The following is a 19140-nucleotide window of genomic DNA, read 5'->3' on the forward strand; positions in this document are numbered from 1 at the left end:
GGCCTAGCGATTATATATTATGTTAGATATTGAACATGTGTTCATTAAAATAATATAATGACATTGTAAGCGATTTCAATAAGCGAAATACTAAGAACTGTTCAGTAATCAACACAAATAAAAAATCTGTATAGTAAGGGGATAAAAAATTTGAACGCTAACGATTTAAGGGTTGTTAAAACGAAGCAATCCTTACATAATGCTTTACTCACTTTATTGAGCAAGAAGCCTTTAGAAAACATTACAATCGCAGAAATTTGTCGGATGGCCAAAGTGAATAGAGGTACCTTCTATTTGCACTATGAGCAAAAAGAAGGGTTATTTGAGGAATACTTTCAGGAAATTATGGAGGATTTGAATAATTCATATGAGGAACCCTATCGTGCAGTAACAACATTAAATAAAAATCAAATCGATCCAAATACAATTCGTATTTTTCATCATATTGAGCGCTTTAAAATGTTCTATCGCATTGTTTTTTCAAAAAATGTGCCGCTCACTTACTATTATATGTTATTTGATGGGATTTTTGTCCTGCTGAAAAGGGATATTACAATTCATAATGAAATACAGGATGACATATCCATTGAGTATTATAGTGCGTATCAAGCCAATGCAATCATTGGCCTAATCATTCAATGGTACCGCCAAGATTTTGTGGACAGCGTAAGTACATTGAATAAACAACTTGCGGCTATTTTGCGGATTGGTGAAAAGTATTAAGGAACGGAATAGAAGCGTGGAACAAGATAGTCTTTGTTCAGTCGTGCCGATTAAACAAAGTTACATTGTTTGTCCCTTTAGATATGCTTTGTCTAAAGAGGTTTCTGTAGTCTTTCATTATGTTAAAGATTATCGGTCCATTTAGTTTTTAAAGGATTTAATGGCGTTTTGTCGAATAACATGAAGACACTACAAAAAAAATATGGAAATAAGGAGGTATCTTTGTGACGAAAATTGCAATTATTTCAGATATCCACGGAAACAAAACTGCATTAGAAGCAGTTTTAAAAGACATTCGATTAAGAAAGATTGAAAGAATCTTTTGTTTGGGTGATTTAATCGGCAAAGGTCCCCGAGGATCTGAATGTCTAGAACTCATCCAAAAGAACTGCGAACAAGTAGTTCGAGGTAACTGGGACGTATTCATTCAATTACCTTCTGATGATGATTTTTTACAGTGGTTCAAAGCTAGACTTACAGAAAAAGATTATCAGTATCTAGCTTCGTTACCATTTAGTATTGATCTTGAATTAAATGGACAATTGATAAGGTTTTTCCATGCATCTCCAAGAAGTGAATTTGAACGTATCTCAGTTAGTCATCCAATTGAAAAGCGTTTATCAATGTTTGAGAATAGTGAAGAAACCAATTCTATTAGTGATAATAGACTTCCTGATATTGTATTCTACGGCGATATACATACGACTTTTTTACATACATATAAAAAGGGTATTCTGTGTAACGTCGGGAGTGTCGGAAACTCACTTGACTTAACTTCAGCTTCATATGCAATCTTAGATGGAACACATTCAAACAATGCCATTCAATTTATTAGAGTAGATTACGACAGGCATGCCGAGCTTATGATTGCAGAAGAATTAGGTTTGCCGCAATTTGATAAATATTATGATGAAATTATGTTAGCAAATTATCGAAATGCTTAAAGCCGTTTTTAATCGGGAGCGATTGTTGAGTAGCTTTGGTAGAAAATGATAAAAAACTTATTTGTAAACTGAAACCTAAATTCTATAGAAAAGAATCCGTTTTGATCGATCATTTCTCCAAAATGGATTCTTTTTATTTAAAGTAACAAGTGGTATATTGCAAAAACATACCCTCACATTTTTGTAATTTTAACCTACGAGCGTTTTACTAACTCATCAGTAGTACATCGCTTTTTTTACAATATTATTGAACAGTAGCTGGGACCGTTTGTTCGTTTTTTACATTTGATTTTTTTAAAGCAACAACGATAGCAGATATGCCCAATGTTACAACTATGATCATTCCTAACGAGCCACAATTACTCATTAAACGATCAGTGTCTCCTCCAAAAATAATCGTATAATAGCCATCTGCTCCGTAACTAGCTGGAAGAAGTGACCCTAGTTTATTGTAAAAATTAGATAGCATCGCTTGTGGAACAAGTGCACCTGATGTAACAAGCTGTATAGAAAGTGCACAAATATTAAAAATCATACCCAAGTTAACAAAGATGATAATAAAGGATTGCGCTAGGCAAAGGAAAGCCCAGAATAATAGCGCCTGGAAAAGATATACTGTTAAAAAGTTTGCTGTGCTTGAAATATTAAATAGATGCATTAAGCCAATCGTTAAGAGCGGAAGGGCGAAGGCAACACCAATATTAATAAGCTGTCTTGCTAAGAACAATTGCCATTTCGAAACGGTGTCTTGCACAAGTTGTGCAGCCTGTTGATGCTGCATAATCATTACCATTGCACCAACGAACGAAGAAATTATAACCATCAAAGGCACAAAATTTGCAGCAAATTCTTCAACATTATTCGTTTTCATAATCGTAGAATTTATCGCGTGATCCTTAACACTCATAATTGTTGTAGCGACGGCTTTGTTAATTTGTTGTGCTGTATTTTGTTCCATTGGAAGCTGTGAAAACTTTTGAGAAAATGCTTCAATGATTTTACCCTGCTGTAAAGGATAAATATTATGATTAATTTCCTCAGTTAGTTGTTTGGCTACTCCGTCCATCATGTTTTTTGCGATGCTTGCATTCGCTTGATTAATAGAGTAAATAATTTCAGCTTCTTTACCTGCTTGTAGTTGACTCGTAAAGTTGCTTGGAATATGGATAATCATTTGGATATCACGTTGATTTAGCTCTTGTTCAGCTTTGTCTAGAGAGGTGTAATTTTTTATTGTAAATGGTAGTTTTCCTTTTATTTCATTTACTACTTGCCTCCCCATCTCAGTATCTTCACTAATTAATCCAATGTTTAAATTATCTGTTCTGTCATTGACACCATCATACGCAGTCATCCATACGGAAAAGAAAATTACTTGAAATACAATTGTGATGGCGATGCCAATATATGTTTCGCGAATTTTAAATAAAGCTTGTAAACCTTTCATAAAAGACCTCCTATAAAGTAAGTACTTACTTGCATGGTGTGGAAAAATTTTTTCTAGGGAGCCAATCCCCTAGAAAAAATGGAAATGCTTGTTTTTAATAATTCCTCAGTAGACATATTTGAAACAATTGTTCCTAAGCGTGCACGTGACATGAAATGACCAAAATTAACAGCGATAAGTGATAATGCAGCTGCTTCAAAATCAACTTCTCTAATTTTTCCTCTTTCATGCATTTCCCTAAAATAATGAATTAGTTCATTTTTAATGTGAAGGGGGATATTAGCAATCTCTTCATTAATTTCAGGAAACTGCATCGCTTCCTTAAAGCCAATCATGACAAAATCTTTAATAGACATTAAAAAGTTAAAATGCTTGACTGAGAAATTTAGTAAATCCGATTCCAAATCCCATGTAACATTTTTATTGATCTCTTGCTGCAAAAGAGGAAAATAGGAAAATTGCTCAATAATGGCTTTCAAAATGCCACGCTTGTTCCCGAAATGGCGAAAAATTGTTACTTCATTGACTCCTGCTAAATCAGCAATTGCTTTAGTTGTTGCCGCAGTATAGCCCTTCTCGCTGACGAGTTGTAAAGCTGCATCAATGATTTTTTCTGCGGTGCTTTTTGTAGACAATAGAGTTCTTCCTTTCATGCAAGTAATTACTTACATGCTAGCATAGAGCAATTTCGAATGCAATAAAAATATTACCAGACAGTGGCAATCAGATAACGTTTGGGGACTAGAAGAACTGCTCGGGTAGCAATTGGAATCGCTCAGGTAAGACACGGAACCGCTCAGGTGACTAGGGGAATCGCTCGGGTGGCTAAGGGAATCGCTCAGGTAAGACACAGAACCGCTCGGGTGACTAAGGGAATCGCTCAGGTAAGACTCAAAACTGCTATGGTCGACATGAAAATCACTCAAGGTGAATAAAAACAACCAAATAGTGCTAACTCTTATAACTTTTTATGGAAAAAATAGCATTGACAACTATATCGTCAGCTGATATATTTTAAATGTATCAGCTGACGATATATTGATAGACGATACAAAAAGGGGGATATGTATGACGCAAGAGCATCCGCCATTAACAGAAGGCGTTTATTATATTTTATTAGCTTTATTTGATGCAAGGCATGGTTACGGCATCATGCAATTAGTAGAGGAAATGAGTAATGGTCGGGTTCGGCTAGGAGCGGGGACGATTTATGGAGCAATTAAAACATTACTCGAGCGAGGTTGGATTGAGGCGCTAGATGGAGATGGGCGAAAAAAGGAATACATTATTACTGAAAGTGGAAAGAAAGTTATTGGATACGAAATTTTGAGATTAAGGGAACTTTTTGACAATGGCATCCGTATAACAAAGGAGGATGGAACAAATGGATAAATATCGATTAGTCGTCAACCCATATGATATTGAGAAATGGGTCAATAATATGGCAAGCCAAGGTTGGCATTTAAAAAAATTCACTTGGATACGTTTTACGTTCGAACGTGGGGAGCCAGGTAGCTATATTTATCGGCATGATGAATTGGAGCGATTTGGTGGTGCCTCATATGAAGACGAATACTTAGAATTTCTAAAGTCCTCAGGAATTGAACAGGTAGATCGTTCTGGAAATTTTGTGTTTTTTAGAAAGCCGGCAAATGATGGACCTTTTGAACTTTACTCTGATAAGAAAAATAAAATTAGGAAGCTGTCTCAAAAAATTTCCCTACTACTATCACTCATCCTTCTAAATTTGATTATAGGTGTAATTGGTCTGAGTGGGATTCTTTCGGTACAGGCAATAGACTGGATTAAATTATCAATGAATATCACAAATATTCTTGTGGTCGTGTTATTTTCTATACCATTAATAAAACTTATGCGTGTGCGCAATAATTTGAAGAAGGATTTGGATCTTTTTACAGATTAGTTTTGGAGATAGATAAAAAACTGGTTGCTTATTTGCCAAGTTTGATAAAAGATTTCATAAGTATGGGATGAATATTTGCTTCGAAATTATTTTCCGGGAAATCAGAAAAATCAAATAATTCAACGGAGAAATTGCTACATTACTATGAAGGCTCATATTTAACCAGGAGTTCACATCAATTTTATAAGATGTAGATGGGAGGTGGAACTTTATGGAGAAAAGAGTATATCGTTGTTTTCTTGATTATGAGAAGGAAGAAGCATGGGTTAATGATATGGCGGAACAAGGTTGGTATCTAAAGCGTACAATGGTTGGATACTTTATTTTTGAAAAAGGGGAACCTGGTCAATATATTTATCGCAATGAACTAGTCAAAGGTAAAAAGCAGGACTACTATGATTTTTTAGAGACGATGAATATTGAGTTTGTTTCAAAATTTGGCGTATGGGCTTATTACCGCAAAAAGAAATCAGAAGGCCCATTTGAATTATTTTCAGATAATCCTTCGAAAATAAAATATTTAACATCAATAAGCCGCCTTTTTATAGCCGCAATATTGTTAAATCTTTTATTTGGGTTTATCAATCTTTATATGGGGCTTGGAGAATCAACAGAAAGATTCTTAAACATAGGAGTATCAATCTTAAATTTTGTAGTCGTAATAATTGTGTGTATGCAAATTTTGAAGGTTGCAAGGCGTAAAAAAGGACTACAACGGGAATTACATATATTTGAAGCGTAGGAGGGCAAAAGATGACATTACAATTAGAGAGTGTTACGAAGAAATACAAAGATTTCACAGCGGTCGACAACTTAAATTTCACCATTGAAAAAGGGGAGATTTTTGGGCTGATTGGGCAAAACGGAGCTGGTAAAACAACAACGTTCCGTATGATTTTAGATTTACAAGAGACAACGGCTGGCACGATTACATGGGATGGCAAACCCGTTAATGCCATCAACCGTGATGTTCTTGGCTATTTACCAGAAGAACGAGGCATTTTTCCGACGATGAAGGTAGAGGATCAGCTTTACTTCTTTGGCGAGTTACGTGGCATGAAGAAGTCGCAGTTAAAGAAGGAGATTGACTATTGGATTAGCCGATTTGAGCTTGAAGATAGACGGAAAGATAAGGCTGAAACGTTGTCAAAAGGGAATCAGCAAAAAGTTCAACTGATTGCTAGCTTTATTCATAAACCGCAGTTTTTAATACTAGACGAACCATTCAGTGGACTTGATCCTGTAAATAAGGATTTACTGAAAGATGCAATATTACATTTAAAAGAACAGGGCACAACGATTTTGTTCTCAAGTCACCAAATGGATAATGTAGAGGAGTTATGCGATCATCTTTGTCTATTAAAACGAGGAGTTTCACTATTTTCAGGTAGTCTACTAGATTTAAAGAAACAATACGGAAAAACAAGATTGGCAGTACGTTCTGAGTGGTCGACAACTCAATTGTTGGCACTTGAAGGAGTTAAAGATGTTCGGGTGGAGAAAGAGCAAACCGTGCTCACTCTGGAGGATGAAAGCTATGCACAAAGCATTTTCGAGAAGCTGTCCAATGGTAAATATATAGAAAAATTCAGCTTAGATTATTTATCGTTAGATGAAATCTTTAAAGATAAGGTAGGTGGCAACGTTGTCGAAGTTTAATTTATTAATGAAGCAGCTTTATAAATCAAAAATCAAATCAAAATCCTTTGTTGTAATGACAGTCATTTATATACTTGGGATGTCCGTTGCAGTTTTCTGGTCAGATATTAAAGAGCTTTTTACAGGTGATGATCATGCGCAACAAATTGCAATTGTCAACGAAACAACAGCTGATTTAAGCGGTCTCTTTGTATCGAATGGTGATATGGAATTTATACAAAATGAATCGAATATATCAGAGCTAGAGAAAAAGGTCAAAGACGAAAAATTAGATGCGATTGTTAAAATAACAGATGAAAAGGGTCAGCTACATGCTGAAATTGCCACTTTCACTCCGTTGAAATTAAATGATCAAGGTGCGATCAATTCGATCCTGCAACTTGCAGGCCAAAACTATGCTGTACAACAGTTATCATTAACGCCTGACCAAGCAGCTCAAATTATGGATGCGAAAACGATTATCACGGATAAAAACTTAAATACAGAATCTTCTGGTGGTAAAAGCGCAGAGGAAAAACAATCAGGACTATTTGTCTCTTATGCAGTGGGTATTTTAATTTATTTCTTTATTTCTACATTCCTATCTATGATTACAACGGAAATTGCTACTGAAAAAGGTTCTCGTGCAATGGAAATGCTACTAGTAAGTGTTAAACCAGCTACCCATTTTAAAGCAAAAATTGCTGGTGTACTATTACTGGCATTAACACAGATGGGTATTATTACAGTAGTCTTCCTAATCTATGCGAAATTTGTGAAGAATGGTTTCATTTGGGATATAGCAGCAAGCGTTGTTAAAGAATTATCAATAGGTTACGTGATATATGCCATTCTATTCCTACTGTTAACAATTATTCTTTATTTAATTGTCGGAGCATTATTCGGTTCTTTAGTGTCTAAAGTGGAAGAAGCGGGTCAAGTATTAATGCCAGCCATGATGATTACATTAATAGGTTTCTATGTTATGATTTCAGGAATGGGTAACCCAGATACAATGATTATTAAGGTATTCTCTTATATTCCATTTACCTCTGGAATGATCATGCCGATGCGTATTGGGGCTACTGATATAGGCGTAACGGTACCACTTTTATCGTTAGGCGTTTTAATCGCTACAATTATTGTGGCATATCTATTCAGCATATCATTCTATAAACGCAGCGTTTTAACTTATAGTTCTGGTGGCGTTATTCAAAAAATTAAGACAGTACTAAAAGTGACAACATGATAGAGGAAAAGCAGCTACATTGAGTAGCTGCTTTTTTGGTTGTGATATACCAATTATAGAAAAGGGTGTAAAGTATTTCGTGGATTCAGTCGAATTTCCTAATGAAACAAGCTATAATTTAACATAGAGAGTGAAGTTTGGCTCGTCAAGCAAGGATTGAGACTTGATTAAAGAAATCACCGATCAACGTCATGCCAGGTTGGAGAATCACGTAGGTTTTCTTATAATTAGTGACTCTTCTTTTGCAAGGCTTGACTAAAATGAAACTTTTTCAGCTTGGAATCGTATGTAATAAAAGAGATAAATCGCAGGGGGTAAAACTTTATGTCTGAATTTGATAACGACCTATTAAAATCAAAGGATCCATTCGCATCAGAAAATCCATTACTACAGCCTAATCCATTATTACAGGAGCAAGAGCAAAAGCAAAAACCAGTACTTGTTTCAGAGCAAGAGCTATCACAAATTGCTCAAAATCAACTTGCATTAAAGCAAGATCCTGAGGTCCATGCGTTAGCACAAAAAATTGATGTAAAAGATCAAATTGCCATGCTGGAACTTGGAAAAGAAACAGCGAATGGTATTTCTACTTTTTCAGATAAAATGCTAGCAACAATGAAAACAAGTAAGCTTGAGGAATCAAGTGTATTATTAAATAATTTAAATAGAATTATGGATAAATTTGATCCTCAAGATTTCGCAGAGGACAAAAAAGGTGGCTTTCTTACTAAGCTGTTCAGTAAAGGGAAGGAACAATTAGAAAAGTTTCTATCCAAATATGACAGCATGAATAAGGAAGTAGATGTCATTTTCCGTGAGGTACAAAAGTACGAAGGTGAAATGAAACGTAATACAGTTGATCTTGAAAACTTATATGATCAAAACTTGAATTACTTCCAAACTTTAAGTAAGTTTATTGCAGCAATTGAAGTAAAAACAGATGAAGTTCGTTCATCATTACCGGAACTGGAACAAAAAGCACAAACGGGTGATCAGTTAGCGGCAATGGAATACGAAACGATGCTACGTGCCGTTGATTTACTAGAACAACGTCGTTATGACTTAGAGATGGCGCAGCAAGTTTCATTCCAGTCAGCCCCACAAATTCGATTAATGCAGCAAGGTAATAACCATTTAATTGCTAAAATTAATTCTGCTTTTGTGACGACCGTTCCTATATTCAAACAAGGTCTTATTCACGCGGTAACATTAAAGCGCCAAAAGCTAATTTCTGATTCAATGGTTGAATTAGATCGTCGTACGAATGAAATGCTTGTACGAAATGCAGAGAATATTAGCAAAAATAGTGTTAATATTGCGCGTGCGGCTGGTAGCCCAAGCATTAAAATCGAAACAATTGAAACGACATGGCAAACGATTATGTCTGGTATTCAAGAAACGAAGCAAATTCAAGCAGAAACTGCTAAAAATCGTGAGGAAGGCCGAAAACGTATTGAACGTCTTCAGCTTGAATACGAGAAACTGAAAAAAATGTAATCGTAAAGCTTCTTGCATCTGTTTTCGCAAGAAGCTTTTTTTTATTGACAAAAAAGAAATTCAGATGATAATTAAAAATGTTGAACAAAGTATGCCATTACACAAATTAATTAGTGATGGAGTGAAGGTAAGTCGATGAACAAAATAAATCAAACTACATTATCGTGTGAAACGTTAAAAGATGGAACACTTGCTATTGATATGACTGAAATACTTATGCTGTTACCGCAAAGTCGCTATCAAGAATTGACACATATAGAAGGGTTATATAATGCTTTACATAAAAATTTAGATGAAAAGCATCATGTTTTGGAGCAGGAGCGAAAAAATGTAAAGAAACAAAATGAACAGCTTGTAGATGAAATGCAAAAAATGAAGCTGCAAAATGCGGTCTTGCTAAAAAAGTTAACAGAATATAATTGTGTAATAGGAGAGCTGAAGGAGCTTCGCCAACAAAATACAGAGTTATTAATTGAATTAAGTAAACATACTACTTTGTCGAAGGATTCTCTGTCAGTTCCACTAAAATCGATGATTCGTGATATGCGAGAGCAAGGTGTTGGTATTAAAGAAATTCACATTCGTATTAAACGTCAAATTAATCCTGACATCAGTTATAGCATGGTACGTAACTATATTTCTGAACTTGAATCTGAAAATAGAGTTTAATGTCAATTTAATGAAATTTAGCATTTACAGTTTTCGAACAAAGTCCTATAATTAGTCTATTCTTTAAATGGTAATATTGCGCAAGGTCGTATAGATTCATATGGAGTAGGAGAGTTAGAGGCAATGTCAAATGAGAAAAAAGGGGTCTTGGCGGCTTTTTTAGCCTATGCTTTGTGGGGTGCATTTCCGCTTTATTGGAAATTACTTGAGCATGTGCCAAGTATGGAAATTTTACTATCGCGCGTCATTTGGTCCTTTGTCTTTACAGTACTAGCGGTTATAGTATTTGGAATGCGCAAAGAACTTCTGGCAGACTTAAAATATTTGTGGTCACATCAAAAGCATTTTTGGCAACTTGTTGGGGCTTCATTTGTTATTTCAATGAACTGGTTTTTATATATTTGGGCAGTTACTCATAACCACTTAATAGAAACGAGCTTAGGCTATTATATTAATCCTTTATTGTCAGTGATTTTTGGGGTTGTGTTCTTTAAAGAAGCACTTAGTCGCGCGCAATGGGCGGCTACCGGAATTGCCTTTATTGCTGTCATTATTTTAACGATTAATTATGGTTCAATTCCATGGGTAGCACTGCTTATTGCTTTATCCTTCGCCATTTACGGTGTTCTGAAAAAGAAAATTAAGCTTGACGCGACAAGAGGTCTAGTCATTGAAACGTTATTTATTCTACCGTTTGCATTAGGCTATTATGTTTACCTTTTTATGACGAATCAAGCCTCGTTTTTACATGTTGATGTGAAGACGGACACCCTCATGATTGTAAGTGGGATCGTGACAGCAGTACCGTTAATTTTATTTGCGAAAGGTGCGCAAAATATTCCGCTTTATTTATTAGGCTTTATTCAATACGTATCGCCAACGATTGTGTTAGTTTTAGGGATCGTGCTTTATAAGGAACCATTTAGTGAAATAGAGCTATTGGCATTTAGCATTATTTGGGCAGCCTTACTACTGTTTTCAGGCTCGAAAATCATTGAAACGAGAAGGGCTCAACATAAATCTGCCTAAAAAAGGGACTTGTAGGAATTTTCTACAGGTCCTTTTCGTATAATCCATAAAAATTAGGCAATTCTATCTTTAACTCACATGTAAAATGTCACAAATGAATTTCGTTTACAATGAAAGAGGAGAAACTATATGGATTTTCACTATACAGTCAAAACAACTAAAACGATTGAAGAAACAATCTCAGCTATAGCAATACATTTAAAAGAACATAAATTTGGCGTTTTGTGGGAGCTCAACTTGACTGAAACGTTGCATAAAAAGGGCGTAGATAGTTTTAAAATGCCTTATAGAATTCTCGAGGTCTGTAATCCAGTAGAAGCTGCGAAGGTACTTGGTCATAATGCATTAGTCGGATACTTTCTACCGTGTAAGATAACGGTTTATGAAGATGCTGGGGAAACGAAAATAGGACTTCCAAAACCAACTGCTATGATAGGTTTGTTAAATGACCCCGAATTAAAATTAATTGCTGAAAAAATTGAAAAGGTTTTAATTGATGTATTAGAGAAAAGCAAATGATGAATAGTAAGCAACTTTACTTTTCTGCCAGCATATAGTAATATTATGACAATCAATTAGATAGCAATGATGAAAATTATAAAGTAATGAGAGGTGCTTTTGATGAGTGCGGTAGGTTCTAAATAGGAACAACTTAATGAAATAAATTGAATGACGACGGGGGATTTACGTCATAAAGTGACCCCTTATTTAGTCGTGGATTTATTTCAATACCTATGAAGATACCTACAATACTTTATAAAGCGTGTAATGCTCTGAATGTACTTCATTTTGATGAGGTTTTTTTCGTGATGTTTTTACACTTGCCTTGTAATGTAAAAGCTGTGGGTTCTCCCGCAGCTTTTTTAATTGAATAGAACATCGTTGATATCTAATGAGTAGGTATCTTCATGAATGATTATGGAAAATCATCGTGAGGAGAATTTAAAATGAATCATACTACTTTTGAGAAATTACAATACAATGAATTGAAAGATATCGTTAAATCCTATTGTGTTAGTGGATTAGGTAAACAGTTATTAGATAAATTAACGCCGAGCTCAAATTTGACGGTTGTTAAAAATCGCTTAAATGAAACGACAGAGGCACGAACAATTTTAGATGCTGAAGGGCATGTCCCGTTTTTAGGGGTATCCAATATTGACAATACTATTAAAAAACTTGAAAAGGGCATTATTTTAGACCCTAGTGAATTAGTGAGCATCTCTGACTTTTTAAGAGGCTGTAGAAAAATTAAAAAATTTATGCTGGAAAAGGAATTTTTTGCACCAGTACTTGCATCTTATGCTAATTCGATGTCTGAATTTAAACGTGTAGAAGAGGAAATAAACTTTGCTATAAAAGCAAATCGTGTGGATTCAGCTGCTAGTAGGGAGTTAAAGCGTATCCGCAATCATATGGAAACAACAGAGGAAAAAATTAAAGAGCGCTTAGCAAAATTTTTAAATAATAGTGCCAATAAAACATATATTCAGGAATTCTTTATTAGTAAAAAGGATGATCGCTACACAATTCCTATTAAGGCTTCCTATAAAAATCATGTGCAAGGGACGGTAGTAGAGATTTCATCTAAAGGTGCAACGGTCTTTATGGAACCAAGTACGGTCGCTAAATTTAACGTGGAATTGGCCACTTTGCAGGCAGAGGAAGCGATGGAGGAATATCAGATTTTGGCGACATTATCGGGGCTCCTAATGGAACATATCCGTGAAATCAACATCAACATGGAGTTAATTAGCCAATATGATATGGTGTTTGCTAAAGCCAAGTTCAGCAAGCATATTGGCGGCGTAGAACCAAGTTTAAATGATGTTGGCTATGTGAAGCTCATCAATTGTAAACACCCACTGTTAACAGGTGAGGCGGTGCCGCTTCATTTTGAAATCGGTAAAGACTATCGCAGCTTAATTATTACAGGACCAAATGCCGGTGGTAAAACCGTCGTCCTAAAAACAATTGGCTTGTTAACATTAGCAACAATGTCAGGCTTCCATATTGTTGCAGATAAAGGTACTGAAATAGCTATATTTGATCATATTTTTGTAGACATCGGTGATAATCAAAGTATTGAAAATGCACTTAGTACGTTTTCATCCCATATGAAAAATCTTTCAGACATTATGAGGGCATCCAATAATAATACGCTTTTGTTATTTGATGAAATAGGAAGTGGCACGGAACCAAATGAAGGAGCGGCACTGGCCATTTCTATTTTAGAGGAGTTTTATCATATGGGCTGTATGACAGTGGCGACAACTCACTATGGGGAAATTAAGCGTTTCTCTGAAATGCACAGTGATTTTATGAATGCGGCAATGCGTTTTAATAGAGAAACATTAGAGCCGTTATATAAATTAGTGATCGGAACATCTGGAGAAAGTAATGCATTATGGATTTCTAAGAAAATGAATATACGTGAAACCGTATTACAAAGAGCGAAAGGCTATATTGACAATAAGGATTATCGTTTAGAACGAGTAAATGACAGTAAAATTAGGAAGGTTAAGATTGAGCAAGAGAGAACCAAAGTTAAGTATGAATATAAAAAGGGCGATCGTGTGAAGCTGTTAGATCATGATGACGTTGGAATTGTTTATCAAGAAATGGATAATTTCTATAATATTGACGTGTTTTGTGAGGGAGAATTCATAAAGGTAAATGTTAAACGATTGGCATTAGAGCTACCGGCAACAGAATTATACCCAGAAGGATATGATTTAGAAACATTGTTTGTGGACTATAAAGATCGGAAACTGCAGCATGATATAGAGCGCGGTTCGAAAAAAGCTCTTCGCAAGATTCGGAAGGAAATGAAGAGAGATAAATCAAGCTAAAATCCTAAAAGGGATTGCACATAAATGTTAATGTGCAATCCCTTTGATTTATTGAACCGAATTTATTTGCGCTTTAATTGAAAAATAAGTTTCTTCAATTTTTTGTTTATAAGGTAGATCAATTAAATCCTGAGAATCCTTATAGGTCATTTTGGCGATTTCGTAGGCAGTTGTTAGCTCACCGAATTGTGCATAGCAAAGAGCTTTGTAGGAAAAGCACTCATTTAAGCTTAATATGTCAAATGGATGTAAGACGAATGGGGGAACGTTTGTAAAATGTTCAAATGCTTCCTTAGCTTCTTCATAGTGACCTAGTAAATATAAGGACTTTCCTTTTTCCGAATAGTAAAAGTTTTTTTCGAAAATAACCGAATTATTATGCATAAGCGAACCAAAACGCTCTATTTCCTCTAGTGCCTGCTGATAATCGTGCGTGTAATTGTTATAATAATGCGCCCTTAATACGAAAATCAAAGCATCCACGCTCACTTGTTCGGCAAATATCCGATACTGCTCAAGCTTATTCAGCATATGTTCCACTTGCTCGAAATCATGGTCAATCATGGCACAAAACGCCCCAATACGATACATATCATCTATATAAGAATAAAATTGATTTTTATGTGCATTGGTAATGGTCTCATAAATAAGCTGTTTTCCTTCTTTATATTCACCAATTGCTAACTGAAAAATGCTAATATAATAAGCCATTTTCACAGTATCTCGCGAATCTAATTGGTACTTTTCCTGCTCAGCCTCTTCTTTCGCCTGCAAAATACAAGAATAAGCCATTTTGTAGTTTCTTTCTTCCGATAATATGCCCGACTCAAATATATAAGTTTCAAACCAATGGCTTAGTAAATTAATTTCTTTAAACATAAAGCGTGCCTGTTGAAGCGGTGATTCCCATGTCGTTAATTTCGCATGATGTTGTGCTGCTGCATATATATACAGTAAACGCCCTGCCTCATAACTAAGTGAAAGATCTTCTACATAAGGCTTAATCATCTCTACGATTTGCTGTACATGATCTGTATGACCTAGTTTTAATTCCGCAAATAAAATCTCTACCTGCTCTAAAAGATGACGTATGGAAGAGGAGGTTACTTGTTCAAGCAATTCACTTGCTTTGACGCCTAAACGTTCCGCTATATAATCAAGACTTTCCATCGAAGGCTTGGCCTTATCATTTTCAATTTGACTTAACATACCTTTTGTTAGACGATCACCGGCAAGTGCCTCCAATGTTAACTTTTGTTCCTTCCTTAATTTACGAATTCGTGTACCTAAAGAGTCCATTGCCTCGCCTCCTTTTTTAAAACATGTTCTTTGTTTAATTATATTAAACTTTCACTTGCGAGGGAAGTGGGGGCTATGTTATATTTTGTTTAATTAAATTAAACTTTTTAACTTAGTTAAAAAAATGGAGGGATTTTTGATGAATGAAGCGCAAAAATATAAAAAGGCAACTTATCATTTATGGACATTTACAGCTAGTAAAATGATTTCGTTGCTAGGTTCCCATGTATTGTCATTTGGGATAGGTTTATATATTTTGGCACTAACAGGGTCAGCGATGAGTTTTGCGACAACCATGATATGTTCGATTTTGCCTCGTGCCTTGGTCGCACCTCTGGCAGGTTATGTAGCAGATAATTATTCAAAGAAACGCACAATTTTATTCGCGCAAGCAGGTACAATATTAACCGTTGCTGGGTTACTACTCTATACAGAAATGGTCGGTTTGTCGGTCTATGCTATTTATATGGCAACCGTTTTTAATACAATATGCGCTGCCTTTTCGGGTGTAACATTTACTTCCTCAATCGCAACACTAGTAGATCCGGAACGCCTACAAAAAGCACTGTCATTCAATCAAATGTCAGTGTCATTAGCAGCTATTGGAGGGCCAGTAATCGGGGGAATGATGTATGGATTTTTCTCCATGGAAGCTTTTTTACTTGTACATATGGTGGCCTATATGATTGCATTTTGCTTAGAAGCGACAATGAATTTTACTCTCTATAGTACTAGGGAACAGACTGTAGAAAAGGAAAAAATGTGGGCTGGTCTTGCTAGTGGTTTTCATTATATAAAGCAACAAAAAGTAGTTAAAACAATCATGTGGATTTCATTATGGATTAATTTGTTTTTCTCTGCCATCGTTGTAGGGGGGACATATATAATTATTGAATTATTAAAAGTAAAATCAACTCATTTTGGTTTTATTGAGGCTTCGGGTGCGGTAGGCATGCTTGTTGCTTCCATCTATTTCGCAACAAGGGCAGAGGTAAAGGCACCACTACGTTTTTCTAAATTCAGCTTATTGCTGTTGGCTAGCAGTTTAGGGCTGGCGGTTGTCCCATTAGTAACAAATTTATCCTATGTAACCGTTGTTATCTTTTATCTGGTAATTTACTTTATTTTCGCTATTTTTGAGATGGGAATTAATATGCCGATTATGGTTTATATGCAAAAGCTAATTTCAGAAGAATACCGTGGACGTGTATTGGGATTAATGGAAACAATGGCAATGTCAATGATGCCGATCGGAATGGTCGTTTACGGCATCTTGTACGATTCATTCCCAGCCACAATTATTTTACTTGTCACAAGTGTAATTATCGTAACGATATCATTAGTTATGCTGCGAACATCGGTCTTAAAAGAAGCACATCCAGAGTTTTATGAACAAAAGATAGTATCAAAGAGTGTAACAAATTGATGGCTCGCTAAAGGTATTAATAACGAGATGAGATTTATCAGCGAAAAAGGCAGTTTTATCAGCGATTTATGAAAGTTATCAGCGATGGTGGCAAATTTATCAGCGATTCGGAGCCATCCACCAGCGAATTTCACTAGTTTTAACGTTTAAAAAATAAAACCAGGCATGCCTTCAGCACTGAAGTATGCCTGGTTTGTTTTCAGTAACAAATCAATGCAGCGAATGCCAAGCGAAATTGATTTACTGATCCTCAATCACAATATAAGTTGCGTGAATGGGCCCATGTACACCAACAATAAGAATCATTTCGATATCTGCCGAATTACTTGGTCCAGTTATAAAGTTGATGCAGGAAGCGATTTGCTCGCCACTTCTAACTTTTTCGCTAATTAAGCGGGCTGCTTGCGTCATCCTTGGAACAATCGTACTTTTAGGGATTAAAATAATAGAGTTCTTTGGTAAAAAGCTAACGGATCTACCTTTATCTTTACTACTAAAAAGTACAGCAGTTGCTGATTCTGCTAATGTTATTTCACTTATCGTAATGCCGATGTTCGCTTTTTCGGCCTGTCGAATATTTTCCTCTGGCCGCTCGGAGTCCCATTCGTGCAGCTGAATATTTGCTTGTGGCCATTGCTCGGTCATCAATGGGGAGAGTCCATAGCTCTTAAAACGCTCATCTTTCCATGTTATAACTGATTGGCCTCCATAATACTCAACTACTTTTTGTAAATCTGTAGGAAGATTAGCTGTATTTGAAATGACAATATCCGTATGAATATTTTTGCATTGAGCAGCTAAAACCTTTACTAACTCATCTTTTGTCGCTTCTTTTAGGACACGATCTTGTGGATGATATTGCCATGTTGGTCGTGCTATTTCTGTTCTTGGTGCACGTCCAAGTTGTTTCGCAATGTTTGCTAAAAATACATCTCTATTTTCAATAGTACCTGTCATTATTCATCGCCTCCTTGTTGGCGGTGTTTAAACCAGTCGCGGAAATGATTTTTATTGGGAGCTGGAAAATCCCTTGCTTCCGTCCAAGCCTTTAATGGGCCAGGGCCATTTGAAATTTTCTGATCTTTCGTAAATGGAGCCATGGCTGGTGAAGCCACTTTTGTCGCCATTTTATATAGGGTAGGGGAGGAAGCACCTAAACCGAAGGCCTTCATTAAAAGCTTTTCTGATACAGGAGCTTTGCCTTCGTTTTCAACAATTACTTGTCGATGTCTATGGATAAGCTGATGTAACGGTATTTTGACAGGACAAGCATCCGTGCAGGCACCACATAAAGTGGAGGCATATGGTAACTCTTTGAAATCCTCATAGCCACCTAATAATGGCGAAAGAACAACACCTACTGGCCCAGAATAGATAGAGCCATACGAATGCCCACCAACATGTCGATAAACAGGGCAAGCGTTAACACAGGCTGCACAGCGGATACATTGTAAAATAGGCTGGAATTCACTACCTAAGATAGCAGAACGTCCATTATCGACGATAACTAAATGGAAATCCTCTGGTCCATCTGTGTCACCTTCATCTTTGATCCCCGTTAACGTTGTAATATAGCTTGTTAGCTTTTGGCCAACTGCACTTCTCGTTAATAAGCTTACTAAGACTTCCATCTCTTCAAATGTAGGAACAATTCTTTCCATCCCCATTACCGTAATTTGTGTTTTGGGCAAGGCTGTTACTAAATCTGCGTTCCCTTCATTTGTCACAAGTGTAATCGAGCCGCTCTCTGCAATAGCAAAGTTACAGCCTGTAATGCCTATGTCGGCTGTTAAATATTCATTCCTTAATTTTTGACGTACATATAAAGCTAATTCCTCTGGCTCTTCACTTTTCTCATAGCCTTGTTTTTCTTTGAAAATATCACGAATCTGCTCCTTATTTTTATGTAAAGCTGGAGCAACGATATGAGAGGGTGGCTCGTGATCATCTACTTGCAAAATGTACTCTCCAAGATCTGTTTCTATGACTTGGCATCCGAGTTTTTCTAAAGCGGCGTTTAGATCAATTTCCTCCGTTACCATAGATTTTGATTTCACAATTTTAGTGGCGTTTTTATTTTTCGCGATACTTTGAATATAGTCTGTCGCTTCTTTCGCAGTTTGGGCAAAGTAAACATGCCCACCTCTTTTTGAAACATTTTCACTTAGCTGGTATAAGTAATAATCTAAGTTCGCAAGCACATGCTTTCGAATTTCTTCACCGTGCGAACGCCATTCCTCCCAATGTCCGAGCTCATCAGCCTGTTCTAGCCGACGTGTCTGAAGGCGTTCCTGTGCGCTCGACACAGCTCCGCGCATAAATGTATTTTCTAATTCTTTCGCTACTCGATGATGAAAGCGTTCATTACTTGTTTTCATAGACATATTTCATTTACCCCCTTTTAGCTTCTTTCAGCAGATGTCACGGAACCGGCAAGGATTTC

The 19140-nt window shown here is 36.1% G+C and carries 18 protein-coding genes; 13 read left to right on the top strand and 5 right to left on the bottom strand.

What is annotated here, in order from left to right; genetic code table 11:
• Positions 1 to 150: 150 nt before the first annotated feature.
• Positions 151 to 723, top strand: coding sequence for a TetR/AcrR family transcriptional regulator (locus MOK21_RS00865; protein ID WP_249071917.1), 573 nt, complete (start codon positions 151 to 153; stop codon positions 721 to 723).
• A 224-nt stretch (positions 724 to 947) separates the two neighbouring features.
• Entirely contained in the window at positions 948 to 1667 is a 720-nt protein-coding gene (locus MOK21_RS00870; protein WP_249071920.1) for a metallophosphoesterase family protein, read from the top strand.
• A gap of 244 nt (positions 1668 to 1911) precedes the next feature.
• Here MOK21_RS00870 and MOK21_RS00875 read toward each other — a convergent pair whose 3' ends face one another.
• On the bottom strand, positions 1912 to 3114 hold the full coding sequence (locus tag MOK21_RS00875; protein ID WP_249071921.1) for a YhgE/Pip domain-containing protein: 1203 nt from the start codon (positions 3112 to 3114) through the stop codon (positions 1912 to 1914).
• 53 nt (positions 3115 to 3167) lie between these two features.
• Positions 3168 to 3749: a TetR/AcrR family transcriptional regulator gene (locus MOK21_RS00880; protein WP_249071923.1), complete on the bottom strand. Its 582-nt coding sequence runs from the start codon at positions 3747 to 3749 to the stop codon at positions 3168 to 3170.
• A 433-nt stretch (positions 3750 to 4182) separates the two neighbouring features.
• Here MOK21_RS00880 and MOK21_RS00885 point away from each other — a divergent pair, with 433 nt between their 5' ends.
• The 10 genes from MOK21_RS00885 (at position 4183) to MOK21_RS00930 (ending at position 13972) form a co-directional block, all read left to right on the top strand.
• Positions 4183 to 4506, top strand: coding sequence for a PadR family transcriptional regulator (locus MOK21_RS00885; RefSeq protein ID WP_249071926.1), 324 nt, complete (start codon positions 4183 to 4185; stop codon positions 4504 to 4506).
• Positions 4499 to 5038, top strand: coding sequence for a DUF2812 domain-containing protein (locus MOK21_RS00890; RefSeq protein WP_249071928.1), 540 nt, complete (start codon positions 4499 to 4501; stop codon positions 5036 to 5038). The genes MOK21_RS00885 and MOK21_RS00890 overlap by 8 nt, the downstream gene beginning before the upstream one ends.
• A gap of 211 nt (positions 5039 to 5249) precedes the next feature.
• Positions 5250 to 5780, top strand: coding sequence for a DUF2812 domain-containing protein (locus tag MOK21_RS00895; protein WP_249071930.1), 531 nt, complete (start codon positions 5250 to 5252; stop codon positions 5778 to 5780).
• Between the two features lie 11 nt (positions 5781 to 5791).
• A complete protein-coding gene (locus tag MOK21_RS00900; protein ID WP_249071932.1) occupies positions 5792 to 6697 on the top strand; it encodes an ABC transporter ATP-binding protein in 906 nt (301 codons plus the stop codon).
• A complete protein-coding gene (locus tag MOK21_RS00905; protein WP_249071934.1) occupies positions 6675 to 7925 on the top strand; it encodes an ABC transporter permease in 1251 nt (416 codons plus the stop codon). Before MOK21_RS00900 ends, MOK21_RS00905 begins: the two co-directional genes overlap by 23 nt.
• Positions 7926 to 8249: 324 nt before the next feature.
• Complete coding sequence (locus tag MOK21_RS00910; RefSeq protein WP_249071936.1) at positions 8250 to 9422, top strand: toxic anion resistance protein; 1173 nt, start codon at positions 8250 to 8252, stop codon at positions 9420 to 9422.
• A 135-nt stretch (positions 9423 to 9557) separates the two neighbouring features.
• Positions 9558 to 10091, top strand: coding sequence for a hypothetical protein (locus tag MOK21_RS00915; protein WP_249071938.1), 534 nt, complete (start codon positions 9558 to 9560; stop codon positions 10089 to 10091).
• Positions 10092 to 10214: 123 nt separating this feature from the next.
• A complete protein-coding gene (gene rarD / locus MOK21_RS00920; protein WP_249071940.1) occupies positions 10215 to 11120 on the top strand; it encodes an EamA family transporter RarD in 906 nt (301 codons plus the stop codon).
• 129 nt (positions 11121 to 11249) lie between these two features.
• Positions 11250 to 11639: a DUF302 domain-containing protein gene (locus MOK21_RS00925; RefSeq protein WP_249071942.1), complete on the top strand. Its 390-nt coding sequence runs from the start codon at positions 11250 to 11252 to the stop codon at positions 11637 to 11639.
• Between the two features lie 428 nt (positions 11640 to 12067).
• Positions 12068 to 13972 (top strand): endonuclease MutS2, encoded by a 1905-nt coding sequence (locus MOK21_RS00930; RefSeq protein WP_249071944.1) that lies wholly within the window; start codon positions 12068 to 12070, stop codon positions 13970 to 13972.
• Positions 13973 to 14020: 48 nt separating this feature from the next.
• Here the strand turns inward: MOK21_RS00930 and MOK21_RS00935 are convergent, their stop codons facing one another.
• Positions 14021 to 15271 (bottom strand): helix-turn-helix domain-containing protein, encoded by a 1251-nt coding sequence (locus tag MOK21_RS00935; RefSeq protein WP_249071946.1) that lies wholly within the window; start codon positions 15269 to 15271, stop codon positions 14021 to 14023.
• 139 nt (positions 15272 to 15410) lie between these two features.
• Between MOK21_RS00935 and MOK21_RS00940 the strand changes: the two genes are divergently transcribed.
• A complete protein-coding gene (locus tag MOK21_RS00940) occupies positions 15411 to 16697 on the top strand; it encodes an MFS transporter (RefSeq protein ID WP_249071948.1) in 1287 nt (428 codons plus the stop codon).
• Positions 16698 to 16937: 240 nt separating this feature from the next.
• Here MOK21_RS00940 and MOK21_RS00945 read toward each other — a convergent pair whose 3' ends face one another.
• Both MOK21_RS00945 and MOK21_RS00950 read right to left on the bottom strand, forming a co-directional pair.
• Positions 16938 to 17654 (bottom strand): LutC/YkgG family protein, encoded by a 717-nt coding sequence (locus MOK21_RS00945; RefSeq protein ID WP_283164559.1) that lies wholly within the window; start codon positions 17652 to 17654, stop codon positions 16938 to 16940.
• Entirely contained in the window at positions 17654 to 19081 is a 1428-nt protein-coding gene (locus MOK21_RS00950; RefSeq protein ID WP_249071949.1) for a LutB/LldF family L-lactate oxidation iron-sulfur protein, read from the bottom strand. The genes MOK21_RS00945 and MOK21_RS00950 overlap by 1 nt, the downstream gene beginning before the upstream one ends.
• Positions 19082 to 19140 lie beyond the last annotated feature (59 nt).

The sequence above is a fragment of the Lysinibacillus sp. BPa_S21 genome (assembly GCF_023337795.1).
Classification (GTDB): Bacteria; Bacillota; Bacilli; order Bacillales_A; family Planococcaceae; genus Lysinibacillus.

What these genes read in the sequence shown, in the direction of transcription:
- MOK21_RS00875 (WP_249071921.1), bottom strand. Translation starts at nt 3,114, where the DNA reads ATGAAAGGTTTACAAGCTTTATTTAAAATTCGCGAAACATATATTGGC.
- MOK21_RS00885 (WP_249071926.1), top strand. Translation starts at nt 4,183, where the DNA reads ATGACGCAAGAGCATCCGCCATTAACAGAAGGCGTTTATTATATTTTA.
- MOK21_RS00890 (WP_249071928.1), top strand. Translation starts at nt 4,499, where the DNA reads ATGGATAAATATCGATTAGTCGTCAACCCATATGATATTGAGAAATGG.
- MOK21_RS00895 (WP_249071930.1), top strand. Translation starts at nt 5,250, where the DNA reads ATGGAGAAAAGAGTATATCGTTGTTTTCTTGATTATGAGAAGGAAGAA.
- MOK21_RS00900 (WP_249071932.1), top strand. Translation starts at nt 5,792, where the DNA reads ATGACATTACAATTAGAGAGTGTTACGAAGAAATACAAAGATTTCACA.
- MOK21_RS00910 (WP_249071936.1), top strand. Translation starts at nt 8,250, where the DNA reads ATGTCTGAATTTGATAACGACCTATTAAAATCAAAGGATCCATTCGCA.
- MOK21_RS00915 (WP_249071938.1), top strand. Translation starts at nt 9,558, where the DNA reads ATGAACAAAATAAATCAAACTACATTATCGTGTGAAACGTTAAAAGAT.
- rarD (WP_249071940.1), top strand. Translation starts at nt 10,215, where the DNA reads ATGTCAAATGAGAAAAAAGGGGTCTTGGCGGCTTTTTTAGCCTATGCT.
- MOK21_RS00925 (WP_249071942.1), top strand. Translation starts at nt 11,250, where the DNA reads ATGGATTTTCACTATACAGTCAAAACAACTAAAACGATTGAAGAAACA.
- MOK21_RS00930 (WP_249071944.1), top strand. Translation starts at nt 12,068, where the DNA reads ATGAATCATACTACTTTTGAGAAATTACAATACAATGAATTGAAAGAT.
- MOK21_RS00935 (WP_249071946.1), bottom strand. Translation starts at nt 15,271, where the DNA reads ATGGACTCTTTAGGTACACGAATTCGTAAATTAAGGAAGGAACAAAAG.
- MOK21_RS00940 (WP_249071948.1), top strand. Translation starts at nt 15,411, where the DNA reads ATGAATGAAGCGCAAAAATATAAAAAGGCAACTTATCATTTATGGACA.
- MOK21_RS00945 (WP_283164559.1), bottom strand. Translation starts at nt 17,654, where the DNA reads ATGACAGGTACTATTGAAAATAGAGATGTATTTTTAGCAAACATTGCG.
- MOK21_RS00950 (WP_249071949.1), bottom strand. Translation starts at nt 19,081, where the DNA reads ATGTCTATGAAAACAAGTAATGAACGCTTTCATCATCGAGTAGCGAAA.